The sequence below is a fragment of the Microbulbifer maximicatervae (SeqCode) genome (genome assembly GCF_052467825.1).
On sequence record NZ_CP174327.1, the window covers coordinates 1511277 to 1532416 of the forward strand.

Annotated in this window: 18 protein-coding genes; 7 read left to right on the forward strand and 11 right to left on the reverse strand. The window is 50.0% G+C overall.

Annotated features, from left to right (window positions below; translation table 11 throughout):
* On the forward strand, positions 1-564 hold the full coding sequence (locus tag ACJJII_RS06795; protein WP_444918709.1) for a lipocalin family protein: 564 nt from the start codon (positions 1-3) through the stop codon (positions 562-564).
* Here the strand turns inward: ACJJII_RS06795 and ACJJII_RS06800 are convergent.
* The 11 genes from ACJJII_RS06800 to ACJJII_RS06850 form a co-directional block, all read right to left on the reverse strand.
* Positions 553-2244, reverse strand: coding sequence for a hypothetical protein (locus tag ACJJII_RS06800; protein WP_444918710.1), 1692 nt, complete (start codon positions 2242-2244; stop codon positions 553-555). The genes ACJJII_RS06795 and ACJJII_RS06800 overlap by 12 nt on opposite strands.
* The gene (locus tag ACJJII_RS06805; RefSeq protein ID WP_444918711.1) at positions 2241-4469 is read right to left on the reverse strand and encodes a hypothetical protein; all 2229 of its coding nucleotides are present in this window, start codon (positions 4467-4469) and stop codon (positions 2241-2243) included. The genes ACJJII_RS06800 and ACJJII_RS06805 overlap by 4 nt, the downstream gene beginning before the upstream one ends.
* On the reverse strand, positions 4462-5682 hold the full coding sequence (locus ACJJII_RS06810; RefSeq protein WP_444918712.1) for a BatA domain-containing protein: 1221 nt from the start codon (positions 5680-5682) through the stop codon (positions 4462-4464). Before ACJJII_RS06810 ends, ACJJII_RS06805 begins: the two co-directional genes overlap by 8 nt.
* 1 nt (position 5683) lies before the next feature.
* Positions 5684-6586 carry a DUF58 domain-containing protein gene (locus ACJJII_RS06815; RefSeq protein ID WP_444918713.1) on the reverse strand — a complete coding sequence of 301 codons (903 nt, stop codon included), beginning with the start codon at positions 6584-6586 and terminating at the stop codon, positions 5684-5686.
* 5 nt (positions 6587-6591) lie between these two features.
* On the reverse strand, positions 6592-7590 hold the full coding sequence (locus ACJJII_RS06820; RefSeq protein WP_444918714.1) for an AAA family ATPase: 999 nt from the start codon (positions 7588-7590) through the stop codon (positions 6592-6594).
* A 2-nt stretch (positions 7591-7592) separates the two neighbouring features.
* Complete coding sequence (locus ACJJII_RS06825) at positions 7593-8318, reverse strand: DUF4159 domain-containing protein (RefSeq protein WP_444918715.1); 726 nt, start codon at positions 8316-8318, stop codon at positions 7593-7595.
* 214 nt (positions 8319-8532) lie between these two features.
* Entirely contained in the window at positions 8533-10164 is a 1632-nt protein-coding gene (locus ACJJII_RS06830; protein ID WP_444918716.1) for a TldD/PmbA family protein, read from the reverse strand.
* 27 nt (positions 10165-10191) lie between these two features.
* Positions 10192-11523, reverse strand: a complete 1332-nt coding sequence (locus tag ACJJII_RS06835; RefSeq protein ID WP_444918717.1) for a TldD/PmbA family protein — start codon at positions 11521-11523, stop codon at positions 10192-10194.
* Between the two features lie 35 nt (positions 11524-11558).
* The gene (locus tag ACJJII_RS06840) at positions 11559-13190 is read right to left on the reverse strand and encodes a TldD/PmbA family protein (RefSeq protein ID WP_413663966.1); all 1632 of its coding nucleotides are present in this window, start codon (positions 13188-13190) and stop codon (positions 11559-11561) included.
* A gap of 198 nt (positions 13191-13388) precedes the next feature.
* Positions 13389-14801: a nicotinate phosphoribosyltransferase gene (locus ACJJII_RS06845; protein ID WP_444918718.1), complete on the reverse strand. Its 1413-nt coding sequence runs from the start codon at positions 14799-14801 to the stop codon at positions 13389-13391.
* A gap of 37 nt (positions 14802-14838) precedes the next feature.
* Positions 14839-14976, reverse strand: a complete 138-nt coding sequence (locus ACJJII_RS06850; protein ID WP_282930454.1) for a hypothetical protein — start codon at positions 14974-14976, stop codon at positions 14839-14841.
* A 560-nt stretch (positions 14977-15536) separates the two neighbouring features.
* On the opposite strand from ACJJII_RS06850, the gene ACJJII_RS06855 reads away from it, so the two are divergent.
* The 6 genes from ACJJII_RS06855 (at position 15537) to ACJJII_RS06880 (ending at position 21140) form a co-directional block, all read left to right on the forward strand.
* Positions 15537-16199: a PspA/IM30 family protein gene (locus tag ACJJII_RS06855; RefSeq protein ID WP_444918719.1), complete on the forward strand. Its 663-nt coding sequence runs from the start codon at positions 15537-15539 to the stop codon at positions 16197-16199.
* A complete protein-coding gene (locus ACJJII_RS06860) occupies positions 16199-16852 on the forward strand; it encodes a YqiJ family protein (RefSeq protein ID WP_444918720.1) in 654 nt (217 codons plus the stop codon). The genes ACJJII_RS06855 and ACJJII_RS06860 overlap by 1 nt, the downstream gene beginning before the upstream one ends.
* Positions 16853-18562: a flotillin family protein gene (locus ACJJII_RS06865; RefSeq protein ID WP_444918721.1), complete on the forward strand. Its 1710-nt coding sequence runs from the start codon at positions 16853-16855 to the stop codon at positions 18560-18562.
* A 121-nt stretch (positions 18563-18683) separates the two neighbouring features.
* The gene (locus ACJJII_RS06870; protein ID WP_444918722.1) at positions 18684-19247 is read left to right on the forward strand and encodes a TFIIB-type zinc ribbon-containing protein; all 564 of its coding nucleotides are present in this window, start codon (positions 18684-18686) and stop codon (positions 19245-19247) included.
* Positions 19248-19557: 310 nt separating this feature from the next.
* A complete protein-coding gene (locus ACJJII_RS06875; protein ID WP_282930449.1) occupies positions 19558-19926 on the forward strand; it encodes a hypothetical protein in 369 nt (122 codons plus the stop codon).
* 260 nt (positions 19927-20186) lie between these two features.
* Positions 20187-21140, forward strand: a complete 954-nt coding sequence (locus ACJJII_RS06880) for a DnaJ C-terminal domain-containing protein (RefSeq protein WP_444918723.1) — start codon at positions 20187-20189, stop codon at positions 21138-21140.

The window sequence follows — 21140 nt, forward strand, 5'->3', positions numbered from 1 at the left end:
ATGAAGCTGTTTTCACTGGGTGTATTACTGCTTTCCTTTTTCTGGCTGGGTGCCTGTACCCGGGTGCCGGAGGGGGTTGAGCCTGTCCAAAACTTCCAGCTACAGCGATATTTAGGTCACTGGTATGAGATTGCTCGATTGGATCACTCATTCGAGCGCGGCCTGACCCAGGTAACTGCCGACTACAGTCTCAACCATGATGGTTCTGTCGCGGTGATCAATACCGGCTATTCAAAAGCGCGTGATGCCTGGCAAATGGCGGAGGGGAGGGCCGAGTTTGTCGGCCCGAAAAATGTGGGCCATTTGAAAGTCTCTTTTCTTGGCCCCTTTTACTCATCCTATATCGTGATTGCTTTATCGGATGACTACCAATATGCGATGGTATCCGGCTACGATAAATCCTATCTGTGGATATTGTCCCGCACCCCAACCATGCCCAAGGATGTATTAGAGCAGTTTTTGCAGAAGGCCAAAGCTTTGGGGTATCCCGTCGACCAGATGATATTTCCCAAGCAAGAGGCTAAGCCCGGAAATCAGCCCTCGGTGCAGTCCTCAGGGTCGTGATCTGTTCAAAAGCCTGCGTTCCCGCCACCAGCTTATACACACTAGTAACAGCAATATAAGGGCCGGCCATTGGCGCCCCAGCAGTACTCTGTTTGCGTGATTATTTGCTTCTGGCCCCAAACGTGCGGCAGCCATTAGTTGGGTTTCCCTGGCATTCAGGGACTGCTGCCATAGTGGCCAGTCCTCTTTGGCAAAGATATAGAAGTCTAGTACCGAGTCCCCTTCCAATTCAGTCCAAAGCTGGTGCCAACCTGAATTTTGGGGCCAGAAGCTGTAGCACTGACCCTGGGAACTTCTGCTTGCGGCGATTCCTCTGGTAGAGCGGGAGCTATCTTGAAACTCTGATAAGAATGGACTCTGATCAGAAAAAAGTGGGCTGCATAGGGTGATGCGTTCTTGTGTACGCGGTAACTCATTGGAGAGGATTATTGGCTGCTGACTACCCAAATGCTTGAGTTGGTAATCAATAATGGACTTCCATAGACTGGCGAATTCAGTAGCAAACCCACCGGTTAGCCAGCGATGGCTGTCACTAAATAGGATAAACCCCAGGTGTTGTGTCTCAGTCGAACGCCCCCAGAAAAGTGGGGACTCTCCATTGCCCAGTAAAAAGTCGTAGGAGCCGGGCTGTGTGACTTTGAAGCCAAGATTACGCAGTGGGGGAATCTCTGGATTGTCCGCTTTTTGGTAGCCAAAGCCGGAATGTAAGTGGGTGGCTTCTTCCTTTTGTAGAGGCATGGATTGGGCAGCAGCGTACTGGAGAAACTCTTCAGAGCTATCGCTAGTGACTAACCACAACAGTGACTTTGTAGTGGCCAGCTCGTTGAGCTGACGCTTTTGCAGAGCAGAAAATTGTGGCCACAAACTACTGTCAAGTATCACTAAATCGAAGGGACTTTCTTTCGTGAATAAATCCGCAGACTCGGTAAGTGGAATGCCGTTGAGAGTTTCTTTTCTACTAATTTCAGGTGCCAACTGGGTCATCACTTGTGCTGTTACACCGGATTGGCGCAGCCAGCGAGAGAGGGCTGCCGTCTCAAAAGAGGGGCGTGCCAGCCACAGTAATAATTTGGGTTGGAGCGGTTCTCGCACCAGGATGGGTAAAGGATCTGTATGGGTTTCGCCGGTTTCACTTTCCGTCCGTACTCGGTATAGCTGGGGGCCCGCGAGTTTTGGAGTGGCAGTGAGTTGTGCCTGAATTGCTTCTCCCACTTTCAGCTCAAGACTGTCTTCAATATGGCCGTAGGGATTGAGCAGACTAATTTGTAGGTTTTCAGTCAGTGGCTGGTTGTTGTGAACCTTTAATTTTAAAGAATCACCCAAGGTAATTCGCCGCTGCCAGTCGAATTCCCAGCTGCTACCAGCTTCCTGGATATTCGATAGCTCCAGGCGCACTGGTGCCAGGTCCCGCAGTTTGTCGCGGCCGAGTGGCTCCCCATTGAGGGAGAGACTTTCCACACCATTGAGATTTATTGGATGTAAGCTCGCCAGCTGTTTGCTGTCGATAGAGATATTGCGCTCGGCGGGAATGATTGCCGGCGGCTGCCAAAGCATCCAGGCGCTCAACCAAATCGCCAGTTGCAGGCCATAGTCGAATGGCTTGGCGCCTCGGCGGCGCAACAGTACCAATGATGCTAAACAGGCCAACAGGCACAGGCCGGGTATCAAGAAATCAATCACAGTGATTTCTCCCCTTGCTGGTGTAGCCAACGGCTGAAATGGCCGTCGGCCTCAGTTTGCAAAGGCAGTGAAGGCGCAGACTCCGGTGCTGGCAGTAGCTGATAGAGCAGCTGATTCAGGGAGTTCGTGCAACCAATGCAATTCGGTTGCTGGTGGCGCTGCTGGTATAAACGCAGCTGTTTGGACAGCTCCAGGCCAAGATCTAATGATTGCTCTGTGGCTAGTTCATTTATCTGCACCAGCAGATCGGTATTGAGTTCGGCGCCAGAGTCTACTTGGGCCATTAGGGCGAGCACCTGTGCTCTTTGTTTTTGTTCAAAGGCACTGTCGACAGTTTCTGGCGCTACGTCTTCCCGTTCACCGCTAAGCCGACGGCTCTCGTCTATGGGAGGCGCCTCGAAGCCGATTCTTTGTAAGTAAATACGCGAGGCCTGCTGTACCTCCTTGATAAAGCGCAGCGCCCGGTGTTGATGGGGCAGAGAGGCTTGGGGCTCTATAACCGACAGGTCGCGCCAGGAACTCCACATGGCGTTCAGAGCGTTTCGCAGTAGCTCCTTTGTTTGTGGGTCAAATAGGGTGGCGTGTTCAGAGCTGTCATGCTGATGCCCGACGGAAGCGACTATGCGCTCTGCCAGTTCGAAACGGGAGCCACGCTGGGCAAAGGGAGCGGTAGTTTCTTCACCATGTACCTTGTGCTCACCTTGTTCTGGATGATGGTGGTCATGGTCGTGTTCAGATTCCTCTTCATCCTCGTGCTGCTCACCATCTCCTCCAGAATGCTCCGCTTCCGAGTCTTCTTCGCCGAGAAAGCGGCCGTAGCGCATGCGCAGCAAATTCTGTTCATAGGCTAAACCCTCGGAGCGTTTGCGAAACTCCTCCGGATGCAGCTGCTCTTGCTCGGCTAGCAGGGCCTCGGTGTCAATAATCAGCTGGCGTTGGCTGCGGAAGTACTCCGGTAATATCTTAATCGCCATCCCCTCGCTGTCACTCAGCCCGAAAATCTCTTCTTGCGGCCAGCGCAAGATAAAGTGTTGGCTCTTGGCAACGTTGGCGCTGGGCTCGCGGTTATCCCTGGCCTCCAGATACCAGTAGAGTTCATCTCCCGCTTCCATGGGAAACTGGTGGATGGGCAGGAGGAAATCGTAGCGAGCTGCTTTCTTATCTTCCGAGAGGCTTGTTGATAAAGCAGTGGAGTGCAAACTGGCGAGCGGAATACGCTCTTCGCGAAAGCGTAAATTTTCCCCGGTGCCGCTGGCAAGGGTGACCAATAAATCCGCAGAACTCACCTGGTAATCATCATTAATGATTACTTTCACGGGAATACTTTGAGCGCTCCCTTTAATGGTATCGACGCGCAAGCTGGGTGCCTCAAAGGTAAACTCCGGAGCATTGTCTTTTTGCACCCGAATATTATGAATTTCCGGCAATAGCATTTGGCTCTCCGCGAGTTGCACTGAGAGCTGGTAAAAGTCTGCCTTAGCGATAGTGCGTTGTAATTGCCATTTTTTACTGGGTAGATTACCTAGCGGAGAAAAGGTGAAGCGCTCAGCTTCGGCCAACATTTCCAGCCCTTGCACCGGCTGATTCAATTCAACTTGCCACTCGACCGCAGACTGCTCCGGCACATCGATTTGTAAGGATTGGCTGTCGGCTGCGAGCCCAGTGTAGGCGGGCGGCTGGATATGGGTTGCCGCGCGCGTTATGGCAAGTTTTTCGGCAACGTGAATAGCTGTATTTTGTTGCGTGGTCTCAGTTTTATCCCCGGTGAAGTGAGAATCGCTCAGTACAAATAACAAAAGTCCCAGGCAGGCACCGAAGGCATTTGTCAGGGTACGGCGGAGTTTTTTTGGACCGAAAGACGACCGGTCGCCACTTTCCAGCAGTTGTTGCAGCTCTGTTTCGATACGCGTGCGCTGTAATTGCTGCAATGGACTTAGGTTGGTTTTCTGTTGGCTAAGCAACTGGCTGCTGTCTTGCAGCTGTGGATATTGCCCATCCAACTGTCGACAAAGGTTTTCAGGGCTTGGGCGCCAGCTGCGATCCAATAGAATTGCTACAACAATAATTCCGAGCCAGGCGAGCAATAGCCACTGTGGCCAGCCGAATACAAAAATGCCCAAGCCAGCCAGAAGGCTGAGGCCAGTGGCAAGCCAGAGATAGGGCCGCAGGGCTGTCAGTAGCCAGCGCCTGTGCACAGCGTTAAGGGTGGACTCACGCTTATCCATGGTCGGCCTCCCCGTTACTAACAGTTGCCATGATGACTGCGGGTCGCGATAGGACAATTAGGCGTTCAAAAGCCAGAAGTAACAGTAGGGCGGCTATTAACCAGGGTTGCAGTTGTTCAATACGGCGGTTTTCTACCTCGCTGTCTTCTACAGGAAGGCCTGCCCCAGCTATGTCTGCCACTACTTTATTGGCAGACCAGTGGCCACGATTTTGGTGTTGCAGAGCCCAGTCTTGCCCAGACCAGTGCTGCCATAAACGTTCAGGTAAATCTGCGCGGCGATAAAAGGCCTCGCTGTACCAGTCACTTTCGTAGCGCAGCCAACTTCCCCGTCCCATTGAGGCCGCTTGAGCTGACTGGCTGTTATCCACAGCAACGAAGTTGAGATCATCTGCAGGGGGGATACTGTTGTCGGTGATTAACAGGCCGCCATCTGAAACAAATTCCAGCACGGCTTGTGGCAGGGGCGCGGGGCCCGTGTAGATCAACCAATCTGCCTGCTCGGCATTGGGAGTCTCTTCTTGTTCCTGAATATGCACCGATAGTCCCGGCATATTGCCTTGCCAGTCTTTCAGCACCGGCGCCCACCAGCTGGGCGCTTTGCCCATTAAAGCGATACTCGGTAATGCCTGGCTCGGAGCTGTGGATGCTTTGTTGAGGCCGTGCCACTGCCAATGGGGACTGACTCTTAGTGCCTGGTGGGATGCTGGAACCCCGTTGTTTATCAACAGGATATGAGCCCTGCGCAAATCCGCCCGGCGTGATAGTGCTGATAGAGTTTTCCACAGGTCCACATTTTGTGGTGGGGGTGAGGTTACGGAAGACGTTTCTGGGGATAACCACAGCACTTTATTACCTTCCCCCACAAGCTGCGGCAGTGAATTGTGGATAAATGTATTCGCTTCGTCCGCCCCAATTCTGGGGTCTACCAGTATCACGCCCTCTTGGGGATAAATTTCCCGTTTAATCAGCGGCTGAGCCAATAAACTTGCCAGCATGGCGACGATTAGCAGGCGCAATAGCAGCAACCACTTGTTATCCACAATAGGGCGGCGCGCGCGACTCTGTGAATATCTTTGTACCCATTGCAGCGCAGCAAAGGAGATCTGTTGTGGATTACTTCGGCGCAGCAAATGAATGGCGATAGGGATAATCAGGGCTGTGAATAGCCATAGCCACTGTGGGGATTGAAATAAGTTATTTATCCACAACATCTCAGCACAACCTGCCGTGCAGCTGAACAAATTGTCGCAGTGACTTTTCCACAGGCTGCTCGATAAGGTCGGTCTGTAGTGAACACTCCTGTGCGGCAAAGCGTGCTTTTAACTCCCTCTGTGCTTGAGCAAAAGCATCCAGGTAAGACTGGCGTTGCCGCTCGGCGTCCACTTCTAAAGTTGCGGGAGTACTGGTGTTTACTTCTGGATTGAGCAGCTTTAGCTCTCCGCCAAAAGGAAAAGTCTGTTCTGCCTCAATTAACAATTGCAGTGGCAGGCAGGGGCGGCCGGCGCCATGCAGGCGTGCGGCAAAATCGCCGATCTCATTGTCCTGTTGAAAAAAATCACTCAGCAATACCACCTGACAGGGCCGCTCAAAGTATTGCCACAGCGGCGCCAGTTGAGTGTGATCTGGCCAGTGGTCGCTGGCGTCGAGTTGTTGTAGCTGAAGAGCGATTTGACGCGGGTGGCTCTCGCCCTGGCCTTCGGGCACATAAACCGTTCGGCTACTGTTAAATGCCAATAGGGAAAAGCTGTCTCCCTGGGCGTTGAGCAGCCAGCACAGGCTGGCAATCCAACACTTGGCGTAATGCAGTTTATTCAGGCTGGGCTCGACAAAGCTTGCCTGGCCCAGGGAGGCGCTGGTATCGAGCACAAAGCACACGTGCATACGGCTCTCCTGCTCGGTCTCGCGCACATAGTAGCGATCACTGCGTGCAAACAGTTTCCAGTCGATATGGCGGATGGAATCACCCGCTTGATAGCCTCGGTATTGGTGAAATTCCAAGCCGGTGCCACGGCGCTGGCTGTGTTGCACACCGAGCATCACGCCTTCGGCAATATGCCGCGATAGCCATACCAGATCGCGACAGCTGGCCAGGGTTTTGGGGGACAGGTATTCCACGCTGATCAGTCCCGGCCCGGTTCCGGCACCGCTGCCAGTAATTCTTCAATCAGCTGTGGCATCTGCACTCCATCGGCCTGTGCCTGGAAGCTGAGCAGCACCCGGTGGCGCAGTACCGGCAGTAACAAGCTGCGGATATCCTCGCGGGTGACGGCGAGGTGTCGTTGCAAAAGGGCCCGCGCCTTGGCGGCGAGAATCAGAGCCTGCCCCGCGCGGGGGCCGGCGCCCCACTTGATCCACTGTTGCAGGGTATCGCTGCCGCTGGTTTCCATACGGGTAGCGCGCACTAGTGTCGCCACGTAGCGGTAGAGATCGTCGCTGACATGAATTTCCCGCACCAGTTTCTGCATTTCGCGCAGTTGCTCCGCATCCAGGCTGGGACTGGGTTTGACCCTGCTGGCACCGGTGGTGGAGCGCAGGATTTCAACTTCATCCCGCTCATCGGGATAGTCGATATGAATATTTAACAGGAAGCGGTCCAGCTGAGCTTCCGGCAGCGGATAGGTGCCGGCCTGTTCGATGGGGTTTTGTGTGGCCAGTACGAAATAGGGATCGGGCAATTTCAGTGTTTTACCGCCCACGGTTACCGAGCCTTCCTGCATGGACTCCAATAGGGCTGCCTGGGTTTTCGGCGGTGTGCGGTTAATTTCATCGGCGAGCAGGATATTGGTGAAAACCGGGCCCTGCTGGAATTTAAAAAAGCGCTTGCCGGTGCTGTGATCCTCTTCGAGGATCTCACTGCCGAGAATATCTCCGGGCATTAAATCCGGGGTGAACTGTACCCGCTTAAAATCCAGCGCACTGGCATCGGCGAGGGTTTTTACCAGCAGGGTTTTACCCAGTCCCGGCACCCCTTCGAGTAGGGCGTGGCCGCCGGCCAACAGGCAGATCAGCATCTGTTCCACCACAGGTTTCTGGCCGACAATCACCCGCGCAATTTCCTGTTGAAGATTGTCGAGGCTGTGCAGTTGTTCTTCGATACTATTTTCCAGGGTGGTCAGCATAATCAGCTCGTCAGTGCGTAAATAACAATGTTCACCGCAAATTTTGTGTTATCGATGGCGAGCCAGCGTTTGTTGCGGTAGTCGTAGTCCCATTCGCAGCCGAAATCTTTGTTGCTGTAAAGCACGGCGATACGGCCGTTTACAACAATGGCTTTCAGGTAGTCGTGTACCAGATCATCACCCCAGCCATTTAATTCAAAGCTGGTTACCGGCAATTCATCGAATTGAAAGAAACAGTGGTAGAGGTCGTGATCGTCTGGGAGCTTTTGCAGGCAGTCTTCGCCAAATAGCTCGGCCATTTGCGCTTCGAAGGATTTGGCAAAGAGACCGTCGATATCGTGGTTGCAGTCGTCGACAAATACAAAGCCACCGCGATTTACGTAATCGCGAAAATTCTTTGCCTCTTCCGTGGTGAATTGCACCAGCTTGTGCCCGGCCAGGTAGCAGAAAGGCGCCAGCAGCATTTTCTTATCGGCCAGCGGCACTATGTGCTCTTTGGGATCAACCCTAAGATTGGTGTATTCCACCAGTGAATTGAGCAGGTTGGAAGGCATGCGCTGATCCACATCCCAGTCACCGGACTCGTACATCAAGCGGGTGAAATAAAAATCGTAGTGCTCCTGCGCACTACCCGGTGCGGTATTTTGTGCGTGTGTGCCCTGAGGCAGCGCAGCGGCGCAGCTACCCAGGATCAGGCGCTGAAGAAAAGCCTTGCGGGTGAGGGACACGGGATAACTCTGTTACTGCGTTGGTTTTTATTGTTGAGAGCAAAGGAAAGAAGGTGCTCCGTTCGAGACACGCGGTAAATACATCCCTGTACGCTCGTAATCGGCATCCATGCCTCATACGGTCTCGAACGGAGCACCTTCTTTCCTTCTACCTATTTATTTTCAATGCTGGGAGCTGACTGGTTTGCTGGCCAGCTCCCGCCTGGATCAATGGCTAGCCCAGCTTGCGCTTGGTGTTGATCACATTGATACCGTCAAAGCGTGCAGTGGAACTACCGTGGGATACCGCACTGGTTTGCATCGGCTGTCCCTTACCGTCAAAGAAGGAACCACCCAGACGGTAATCATCTTTGCCGCAGACCTGCGAACAGGCATTCCAGAATTCCTGGGTGTTGGACTGGTAGGCGACATCCTCCACCATGCCGGTAATCTTGCCGTCTTCAATCTCGTAGAACAGCTGTCCACCAAACTGGAAGTTGTAGCGCTGTTGATCGATGGAGAAGGAACCGGCACCCACAATATAAATGCCTTTCTCCACATCCTTGATCATATCGTCGACGCTTAGCTCCTCCTTGCCAGGCAATAGCGAAACGTTGGACATGCGCTGGAATTGCACGCTGGACCAGCTGTCGGCGTAGCAGCAGCCGTGGGATTTCTTTTGCCCCAGCATGTGTACCTGGTCGCGGGTGGCCTGGTAGTTCACCAGCACACCGTCTTTTACCAGATCCCAGTTGCGGGTCTTCACGCCTTCATCGTCGTAGCCGACGGCGCCGAGAGAGCCGGGCTGTACCTTATCGGCAAACAGGTTGACCTTGTCGCTGCCGTATTGGAATTTGCCGCTGCGCCATTTATCGATAGTGGCGAAAGAGGTACCGGCAAAATTGGCCTCGTAGCCGAGCACGCGGTCCAGCTCCAGTGGGTGGCCGACGGATTCGTGGATGGTGAGCCAGAGGTGGCTTGGGTCCAACACCAGGTCGTACTTGCCCGGTTTGACTGATTTGGCGGTGAGCTTTTCCTTGGCTTGTTGCGCCGCCAGGCGTGCGTCTTCGGCCATATCGTAGGAATCGCGGTAGAGCACTGTCTGCGCTTGGATCTTGTCTTCGGCGCGGCCATCCAGGTATTCAAAGCCGCGTCCTACAGGCTGGCTGAGGCCCTGGCGGGTACGGAAGCCGCCAGTTTTCTTGTCCACTGCGGTGACCGAGAAGGGCGCCCACAAACGGTGAACATCCTGGTCGATATAGGAGCCGTCGGTAGAGGCAAAATACTTTTGTTCATTCACCAGGTACAACATGGAATTGATATAACTGGCGCCGGCATCCATAGCGGACTTGTTCACGTCCATTAACAGGTCCACCTTGTCGGCCAGGGGGATCTGCATAGCGTTTTTCTGGATGGGTGTCTGCCAGCTCACCTCGCCGTGGCCTTTTACCTGAGCCAGCTGTACTGGCTCCTGCTGGTACTTGGAGTTGGCCTTGGCGGTAGCTACTGCCTGGCGGGTGGCGCGAGCGACGCCATCGGCTGTCAGGTCATTGGTGGCAGCAAAGCCCCAGGTGCCGTTGGCAATAACCCTAATCCCCATGCCGATAGATTCGGTGTTCACCACGTCCTGCACTTTCATCTCGCGGGTGATCACGTATTGGTTCAGGTAGCGACCAATACGCACATCGGCATAAGTGGCGCCGAGTTTAGTGGCGGTATTCAGGGCGACATCGGCAAATTCTTTTTTTACAGAGAGATCAATACCGCTTTGCGTCAGTTTGCTCTCGGCGACCAGATTGCCGGATAGCGGCAACATGGAAACACCCAGGCCGGCACCGCTGAGCTGGAGAAATTTTCTTCTTTCCATTTCGTTATCCTCGATGGGTGCTGGCTGTTATACGGCGTCGGAAAGGCTGCTGAAGGTGAAGTCGCGCACTTTCAACGCGGGAATCATGGCGGACATGCCCCACATACCCACTCGCTGGGGTACACCCATATCTTCGATATTGTTGAGCATGATTACCGGGCTCTCGTTGAAGCGGAAGTTCTTCACCGGGTATTTGATCTTGCCGTTTTCGATATAGAAGGTGCCGTCGCGGGTGAGGCCGGTCAGGAGCATGGACTGCGGATCGACCATACGGATATACCAGGTGCGACTTACTAAAATGCCTCGGCGGGTATTTTTGATCAGTTCTTCGGTGGATTTATCACCGCCGACCATAATCAGGTTGTTGGGCTCAGGGACCGCTTCGCCTTTGCTTTGCTCCGCCCAGTAGCGACTGCGCGCCAGGTTTTTCACTACCCCGTCTTTCACCCATTCGGTGCGTCCCAGCTGCATAAAATCACCGTCGGTCCAGGGTTGAGCCGGCACATCGAGGCTGGTGGGGTCGGAGTAGAAATTTACGCGCTTGTCGAACATCTTCTCGCCGGTCCGGTTGCCGCCGCCCTTTTTGCTCATAAAGCTGCGGCCTTCGTCGGCACTGCGCGCATCGAAGCCGCTCATCATGTAACCCATCAGGCCGGACACTGCATTGGGCTCCAGGATCACGGTGTACTTGCCCGGTTCCAGGGCGCGGGCTTCCTGGGACAGGACCGCCTTGTCGATAGCGACAGAAGAGGTGCTGCCGGTACTCATTGCACCGAAATCGGTAACGTCACTTTCGGCCCAACCAGAACCCAGGCCATTCTCGGTGCGCATAGTTACAGTGAAATTGGCAGAGGTAGAAGCGTGGTAGCCGAACAAGCCTTTACTGGTGGCGACTGCCGCAAAAGAGCGCTGGTCTTCCAGGTAACCTGCGGCAACCACTTTCTTTTCCTTGGCTGCAATAATGGAATCTGCCGCAGCCTTGGCGCGCTGGTCTGGAGTGATATCTGCAGTGGACTTGGCGAAGCCGTCTACGCTGACATATTTCTGCGGTCCCAGCATCGGCATGGCTTCCGGGTTTTCCGGAGATAGCTTGGCCAACTCTTCGGCGCGACGCATCACTTTTTCCAGGGAGGCATCACTGAATTCATTGATAGTGGCTACACCGGATTTCTTGCCGAAACGGGCCTCTACGGCCAGCTCGATATCGTTGACGATACCACTGGTGGAAACGCTGTTGCGCGCGTAGCGAATATTGCCGGTTTCGCTGCCGGCCAGCTGCGCGCTGGCTTCATCGGCGCGGCTGTATTTTAAAACCTTGTCGAGAATACGCTTCGCTTCACTTCTACTCAGAATGGCCATTGCCTTTTCTCCAATTACTTATTCTTGTGCGCCGCTCAGGAAATCTTGCGCTTGGTATTGATTACATTAATTTGGTCAAAACGGGTGGTGGAACAGCCGTGGGAGACTGCACTCACCTGGCTCGGCTGGCCCTTGCCATCGAAGAAGGTTCCGCCCAAGCGGTAATCGCTGCTGTCGCATATCGCCGAGCATGAATTCCAGAATTCCTGGGTATTGGACTGGTAGGCGACGTCCTCAACCTGGCCGACGATCTCGCCGTTTTTGATCTCGTAGAACAGCTGCCCGCCGAATTGGAAGTTGTAGCGCTGCTGGTCGATGGAATAAGAGCCGCGTCCGACAATGTAAATGCCTTTTTCCACATCGCGGATCATGTCTTTGGCTGAGTACTTCTTCTCGCCCGGAGCCAGGGAGACATTGGGCATGCGCTGGAATTGCACACTGGACCAGCTATCGCCATAGCTACAACCGTGGGATTCCTTTTGGTCGATCATATGCACCTGATCGCGGGTAGCCTGGTAGTTCACCAGGATGCCGTCTTTTACCAAGTCCCAACGCTTGGTTTTTACCCCCTCGTCGTCATAGGCGACGGCGCCGAGGGAGCCCGGTTGTACCTTGTCGGCAAACAGGGTGACCTTATCGCTGCCGTACTGGAATTTACCGCTGCGCCACTTATCCAGGGTGGCGAAGGAAGTTCCCGCATAGTTGGCCTCGTAACCCAGTACGCGGTCCAGCTCAAGAGGATGGCCCACAGATTCGTGGATGGTCAGGCACAGATGCGAGGGTTCCAGTACCAAATCGTACTTGCCCGGATCGATGGACTTGGCTGATAGCTTGGCTTGGGCCTGCTCGGCTGCAAGCACTGCATCCTCGGCCATATCATAGGAAGCTTTGTAGAGCGTGGTCTGACCGCGAATCTTGTCTTTGTCGTGACCGGCCAGGTATTCATAGCCTCTCCCCACTGGGTCACTGAGACCGTTGCGAGTCTTGAAAGCACCGCTCTGCTTATCAACAGCGGTCACCTGCATAGGTGCCCATAGGCGATGGACATCCTGGTCAATATAGGAGCCGTCGCTAGAAGCAAAGTACTTCTGCTCATTGACCAGATACAGGGAAGAACGAATATAGCTGGCCCCAGCTTTGAGTGCCCCATTGTTAACATCCATCAGGAAATCGACTTTTTCACTGATGGGGACCTGGAGGGCATTTTGTTCGATAGGTGTCTGCCAGGAAACCTCGCCCACCCCTTTTACCGGTGCCAAACGCACGGGCTCAGTTTGGTACTTGGCATTGGCCTTAGCTACGGCAACAGCTTGGCGCGCGGCAAGGGCAACGCCATCCGCTGTAAGGTCGTTGGTGGCGGCGAAGCCCCAGGTACCATTGGCGATCACACGAATACCTGCGCCAAGGGATTCTGTGTTGACGATATTCTCCACGTTGGTTTCGCGGGTCATAACGTACTGGTTCAGATAGCGGCCGATACGCACATCGGTATAACTGGCCCCGGCTTTGCGCGCGGTATTCAGGACTACATCAGCCAGGTGTCTTTTATGGGAGCTGTGCATGCCCTCATTGAGCAGCTGCTCCGCGCTGACCTGAATGCCCTGTAGAGGCAACAAAATACCACTGGAGCCGACGCCGGCGATCTTGAGGAATTTTCTTCTTTCCATTGGCTACCTTTACCCCACGAGAGCACGAGCACTCTCTGCGGGTACTTATTGTTATTACGACTGACGCTGGAGGCCTTATGTGCACGGAGGTCAGACTTTGGATACGCACAACTAACAGGACCAACCTAAAGTTGTAAAGTACTCGCTCGGTAAAGTGAAGTTTCGTAGGGGTAAGACGTTGTGAGGGTGGAAAGGGATTCAAAGGGCAGCATTTCTTCGAACTTTGTCGAAAGTAATATCTTTAAGCAGGATACCGTTGCGGTAAACGGGCCTCAGCAGGTTAGCCTCTGATTTTAGGTCGCTCTGCGCAATAGTTCGAAGTGCACCATCATCGCCGCGAATCAAGCCAAGGCGGCCACCCTTGGACCTTTTCTCGGGTCCGGTTCTCGGATTCTTAAAAATATCGTACCAACTGCCATTGATACAGATAGCACTGGCTTTCATTGCAAACCCCATCATATCGCGGTCAACTTTTTGTAGTAATCCTCCACCCATACCAAAGGTCAGATTTTCTGTGCTTTGATTGTTTTCTTTCATTGCTTGGAGAATTTTCGGGATTACAAAGCGGGTGATACCGTCTCCTTGTATAACGCGAATAAAGGGGGGTAGTAATCGATACCCTTTTTTATTCTTCTGCGAGCCAAATATCCGCATCAACCTTTCTATTGCTTCTATCACGACTTCCTCTGGGTTGCCGGAGTCAGGCCTTATTACTAATGTGCCGCCACTGTGAGTAACTTTATCCTTTAATTTTTTTCCCCAGATATTCTCTATAGCATTCCACAAATCGTAGCTATCGCTGACAACAGCCACAGTTTTTCCTTCCCCAGAAAATTGTTCAAGTATATTACGGTAAGCATCTTCCTCATGCTGTTGTCCCCAAGCGATAATAGTGCTGTGTTCAGCGGCGGGAATGGAAGCTCCAGGTACAGCGGCGTTGTAAAATTTTTTTGCGGCTAATATTCCGGATATCGTATCAGTCCCCTTAAAATTAACTAAGTGAGCCATACCTCCCAGCATGGCTGTTTCGAGACTGCTGGCTCCCCGAGCCCCGAAATCATGTAAACGAAATTCCAGCGTATCCAGATTTTCCGCTGTTTCAAATAAATACTGTGAGATAATTTTCTTTATTTCGCGGCTCTGGGTAGCTACGGTTGATGGATACCAGATGCTCCGTAAAAGTGCAGTTTCAATATAAGTGGTGAGCCAAAAGCAGGAGGGGCAGGTATTTACAACCTGAGCTAAAACATTGGTTACTGGAATGACTTGTCCTTCTTCTATCGCTGCAATTTCAAGGGGCATTAAACCATTGTGGTCATTTAAAATATGATTCCATCCATCACGGTTAAATGGTAGTCCATGGGGGTTTAAAATATTTTCAGCTTCATTAATGTGATGAGAACTGATGGGGGTGCTCAAGTATTGCTTGATAAACGCCTGCAAGCCAAGGAATACCGTCGACGTAAATTCTCCACCACGACACTCTACATAACTACTAATATGTGATGTTCCTGGGGGGTACTGCAGATAATGACTAGTTTTATAGCTATCGACATTGAGAATAGGATTTTCCAAGCACTGAAAGGATGAATTAGAACTGGGCGCGTTCATATTTTCAAAACCATAAGTTGGCGTTGATTTTATGTCACTATTTGCCTGCTGTTATAGCGTGTAATTGATTTTTGAATTGTATGCCAACCACAATGTTCAGTTTTACAGCGCTAATAGCTGCTACTTTAGCAAAGCATAAAAGCAAGCGACCCACGTTTAAAAACTTGTCATCCACTCATTTTACCTCCTATTGATTGACCTACTCTATTGGTATGTGTACATTTATATGCATGTGAGGCAAAGGAACGTCATGCTCAATGGACTCCAGTAAATTTCGGCGTGTTTACCGGCGGATGACTATGCCTACCATGGTGTCGATCGATCACAGTAGCGCTGTCACACAAAGTAAAAAATGCGTAAATTGGTTGCTGTAGAGAGAGGTTCGGCAGAGCAAAAAAATCTGCCCTATCATAACTTTCCTGTGTAGAAGCGTTCCTTCCATTAATGACTTGTTGTTTGGGAAAAAGTCATCGCAGTTTACTAATTTGAATGATATTGGAATTGCTCGTAGAGAATACGGCATTGATATAATTTAGTATTGATTCTAATCCTATTGAGCTACTTATAAAAACTCTGCTGCAGACTCGTAATGCTTTGCGGAAAAATTGTCTTGCCGTCATAGCAGGAAAGCATAAACAGTATCTATGGTGAGAGATTGGATACTGTTTCGACTTCACTTGAAGTTTGTAGCTAATAATAAGGTGGATTCTTCTATTTGGGAGCAGGAGATAAGTTATGAGTGAAGGGTTTATAAAGCGCATATCACGTTTAATCTCTGTGTCCGCCAATGCCGTCGTGGACTCGGTTGAAGCCACTGCTCCAGAGTCAGTGATGGAGCAGGCAATTCGGGAGGTGGATGATGCAATTGCAGATGTGCGAGATCAGCTAGGGAAGGTGGAGGCATCCAAGTATCTAAACAGTAGAGCGTTAAGCGATGAAAATGCTCGTCATAAGCGTTTAGCTGAACAAATTGATATTGCTATAAGTGAAGGTCGTGATGATTTGGCTGAAGTCGCCATTGCCAAACAAATGGATATTGAGGCGCAACTTCCAATTTTAGAAAAAGCGATCAATGAAAATGAGATAGAAATAAAGGAACTAGGTTCCTATATTCTTGCCCTGCAAGGTAAGAAACGTGAAATGCGTGAGCAGTTACAAGAATTTATTGCAGTTAATAAAAAGGTAAGTAGTAGAGTTACTGCCGATGAATATGGCAGAGAGAGAAAACCAAAAGCCCAGGTAGAACAAGCTACTGATGTATTTAATCGAGCAGTAGGTAATACAGCTATATCGACATTTGACTCTGGGATAGATGCCAGCAAATTAGCAGAGCTTGAGGAGTTCGCACGAAATAATCGTGTGAAAGAACGTTTAGCCAAGATTAAATCGGGGGGCTGATGATATTTTTATTGCAAGACCAAAACCTGATCTTTACCGGTGCGCTGATTTTAATGTTTATGATAGCGCTTCTTGAAGGCGTCATGACATTGATTGGTGTTGGTATTTCAGATTTACTGGATAATTTATTACCAGATTTTGATGTTGACGTGCCAGATACAGGGTTGTCTGGGGGGATGACTAAGCTGCTTGGGTGGTTGCGTTTCGGTGAAGTTCCTGCACTTATACTGTTAGTAACTTTTCTGGTTAGCTTTGGAGTGACCGGCCTGGTAGCCCAAATGCTCATAGAATCTCTTGTTGGATATTTATTGCCAGGCGGTTTACTTGCTGTGGCAGTCTTTTTTCTTGCGCTACCTCAGGTACGTTTTGTTGGCAACATTATGCGGCGCTTTGCTGTGGGTGATGAATCCGAGGCAGTTGAGAGAAATTCCTTTATTGGCCGTGTAGCTATTATTACGATCGGTAAAGCAGAAATCGGTTCACCAGCAGAAGCACGTTTTAGTGATGAATACGGAACTACACATTATGTGATGGTGGAACCGGATGAAAGTGAAACATTTAATCAGGGGGATAAGGTGTTACTGGTTGAAGAGCTGGGAGCACATTTTCGAGTAACACGCCCCAGCAGTATACATCTTATGGAGAATAACTAAATGGAGAATCTAGAAGTGATAGGAAACCTACCGGTTATGGTATTTATTGCCGGGGCTGTACTAGTGGCCTTAATTGTTATTGGAACTATTTTTGCGCGCCTGTATACAAGAGCCTCAAAAGAACGCTCATTTGTGCGTACTGGTATGGGTGGTCAAAAAGTCATAATGAATGGAGGTGCATTGGTACTACCGGTTCTACATGAAATTATTCCTGTGAACATGAATACTTTGCGCCTGGCGGTTTCCCGTAAAGAGCATCAAGCGCTGATCACCAAGGATCGTATGCGTGTTGATGTACTTGCTGAATTTTATCTGCGGGTAAAACCGGATGTAGATGCGATAGCCAATGCTGCACAGACTTTGGGGCTGCGTACTTTAGACCCCGAAGCATTAAAAGAAATGATCGAGGGTAAATTTGTTGATGCATTGCGCTCGGTAGCAGCTGAAATGGAAATGGCTGAATTGCATGAGCAGCGCAGTCAATTTGTACAAAAAGTTCAGCAGGTAGTTTCCGAAGATCTATTGAAAAATGGATTGGAACTTGAGGCTGTATCCCTTACTGGTTTGGATCAAACTCATAAAGAGTTCTTTAATCAGGATAATGTGTTTGATGCTGAGGGCCTTGCCAGTATGACCCGCTCTATTGAAGCGCGTCGTAAAGAGGTCAATGACGTTGAGCAGGAAACTATGGTGCAGATCGAGAAGAAAAATCTCGAAGCTGAACGCCAGAAATTGGAGATTGATAAAGAGAAACGCTACGCATATCTGGAGCAGCAGCGAGAGCTGGAAAATCGCGAAGCTGCACAGAAAGCGGATATGGCTCGCGAGCAGGCTGAGCAGGAGCGCGCCGCACGCAAGGCTGAAATTGAAGCCCAGCGCGAAGTGAGCCAATCCCAGATCGCCGCTGAACAGGCGACCAAGTTACTGGAGATTGAAAAAGAGCGCCGTTTGAAAGAGCAGGAAATCGAGGGAGATCGAATCCTTGATGAACAGCGTATTTCCAAAGAGAAGTCGGTAGAAATTGCTGAACAGGAACGTGCCATTGCCGTTGCGGAGAAATCAAAAGAGCAATCCCTTGCTGACCAACAGGCAAACGTGGCCCGGGCTGAAGCCGTAAAAGCCGAAGAACAAGTCCGCACTGCCAAAGATGTTGAAGTTGCAGAGCGTGATAAGCGCATTGAAATTATTGAAGCTCAAAAAGTAGCGGAACGTCAGGCCACGGGTATTAAAGTAATGGCCGATGCGGAGAAAGCGGCTGCTGAAGATAAGGCCGAAGCGTTGCGCTTGCAGGCTGCAGCTGAAGCTGAGGCTATTCGTATTAAAGTTGAAGCTGATCGTGAAAAATATGCAGTGGACGCTGAGGGTCAGCGCCTGATGAATGAAGCCTATAACAGCCTGAATGAAGCCCAAATTGCCCTTAAGAAGGTGCTCAGCTTGCACGAAAATCTGCCCAATATTATCCGAGAAAGCGTTAAGCCGATGGAGAGTATTGAGGGCATGAAAATTATTTCTGTTGAAGGCTTAAATGGTGTTGATGGTAGAGCAAGCAGCGGCATTTTAGATGGCGAGGCTGAATCCAAAGGACAAAGCTTGCCTGAGGCTCTGGTGGGTAGTGCTCTAAAACATCGGGCTATGGCGCCGCTGGTAGACTCGCTCTTAAAAGAAGCTGGAGTTGGCGACCTCAATAAGACTACTGAGATTGATAGTTAAAACAACGTACATTTTTTAAATTATATAGTACAAAATTAACTATTGTTTTTAGAAATAAATGATTCTTATAGCCCGGTTCTAAATAGGTAGATCCGGGTTATTTTTTATTAAGGTACAAAATATGAAGCGCTGTACCAGCTGTAAAGATGGCGTTCTTAAACCAGGATCTATCGAAGAGTTATTTCGTGGATATACCTGTTCTTCCTGTGAGGGTAACTGGATTCTTATTGAAGATTACTTAAGCTGGAAAAGACAAAATCCTGAATATAAATTTTCAGAAGACATTAGTAATCTGCATGATGTAGTTGCCGAAGATACTAAACGAGCTATCCTGTGCCCATTGTCTGGCTCCATAATGCAAAAGATAAAAATTATTGCTAGTAGTGAGCACCGTATTGATTACAGCACTGTTGTCGGTGGAGTTTGGTTAGATAAAGGCGAGTGGGATTTACTAAAAGCTGAAGGACTTGCTGGCTCACTTAACTTTTTAGTTACTCATGAATGGCAGAAAAAGATCAGGGAGAATAAGGCCCAAGAGACTTTTTCTGAAATGTATCGGAGTAAATTTGGCGATGACTTATATGATAAAGCTAAAGAAGTTCGCAAGTGGCTTAATTCAACCGAACAGAAAGCAGATGTTTTGGCCTATTTAAATGCGGAAGATCCTTACTCTGCTGAACGTTAACGCCTAATCAATATGTCCTGTTCCAGGGAGGCTGGCTAACGTGGCTTCCCTGAAATATTAGCTCCATTGTGCTCTCATGTAAAAACAGATTTATTTTCAATCGATCATATCCGGAAAAATTACAGATTTAATTTGATTACATTGTTTTTTTGAATTAATGGAATTTAATTGTCTTGATTTGATAACTGGTTAGCTTATTTTTATGGCGTATTTTTGGAGTCGTATAGGAAGTGCAACTGTTCAATGATAACCTTAATTTCGTTGTTTACTTAAAAAAATAATAGAGACATTTAAATTTAAGGTTAGGTATATGGATATCAAAAAATTATTACTGGCAAGTTTACTATTAGTGGGTGCATCTATTTCGTTGCCTGCGCTATCTGCTAATCTTGTGTGTCAGCTCAATGTAAAGTCTGGAGGTCAAGTTTTTGGCAATGGCACCTCTAGCTGCACGGGGATAGATTTTAGTTTTGGAAATTCCACCTCTGGAAAATGGACTATTACGAATATAACCAAGTCTATTGATCGAATAAATTGGATAAAAGGTTGTAGTTCAGGCCTCTCATGCAATGTGACAGTAAGAGCCTATTCAACAAATCAAGGCCAAGCATATATTCACTATGTTGATGGCAGTATTGAGTATGTGAGTGCTGATATGTGGTATGAAACAGGTCATTAACCTGTGGTATTTGGCGCCGAATTTTATGTCGGCGTCAAATATAATATATGTATTGCGGTATACCTGCTGGACTTAAAGTATAAATGCGCCATATCGAAGTTTAATAATTATCCTCAGTGTCTTCACCTTAATGCTGTTTGTTCCGCATCCTAATGACTCTTAAATTAGGTTGGCGGATTCACTCATCACTGACATATTCTTCTGCTAGTTAATTAAATTATGCATGGCAAAATGCACCATCTTTGGCTTTTATTAAAGCCATGGAATACAAGGACTATTACAAAATACTCGGCCTGGATCGGAGTGCGGATCAGGCACAGATTAAGCGTGCCTATCGAAAATTAGCACGTAAATATCATCCGGATGTCAGTAAAGAGGAGGGCGCCGAAGAACACTTTAAGGAAGTAAATGAGGCCTATGAAGTATTGAAGGACCCAGAGAAGCGAGCTGCTTACGATCAGCTCGGCAGTGGTTTTCAGTCTGGCCAGGATTTCCGACCTCCCCCCAATTGGGACCAGGGTTTTGAGTTTCACGGTGGTGGATATACCGAAGCTGATCCTGAAGCTTTTAGTGACTTCTTTGAAAGCTTGTTTGGCCGCGGCGGGTTTCGTCAGGCTTATGGGCAGGGGCAGCGCCGCTCTTATAGTGCCCAGGGTGAAAATACCTATGCCCGCATCACAGTAGACCTCGAAGATAGTTACCGTGGCGGTACACGCCAAGTAACCTTAAAGCACTCGGTATTGGGTTCAGATGGGCGACCGCAACTGCGTGAGCGCACTCTTAATATAAAAATTCCCAAGGGGATCACTGAAGGGCAACAGATTCGCTTAGCTGGACAGGGTGAGCCTGGCATTGGAGAAGGTAAGCCTGGTGATCTCTACCTGGAAATTGCTTTCAACCCCCATCCCCTTTTCCATACAGAAGGTAAAACGGTTTACCTGGATTTGCCTTTGGCTCCCTGGGAGATAACGCTTGGAGCCAAAGTTCAGGTACCCACTCCCGATGGTCCCATTAAAGTGACCATTCCAGCAAACAGCACCAACGGTAAAAAACTGCGCCTCAAGGGCCGCGGTATCCCGGCAAAGCAGCCGGGGGATATGTATATAGTGATGCAAACTGTTACGCCGCCAGCCACTACTGATAATGAACGCGAGGCATACCGTCAGTTTGGCGACGCATTCAACTTCAATCCCCGCCAGTCCATGGGAGGATAA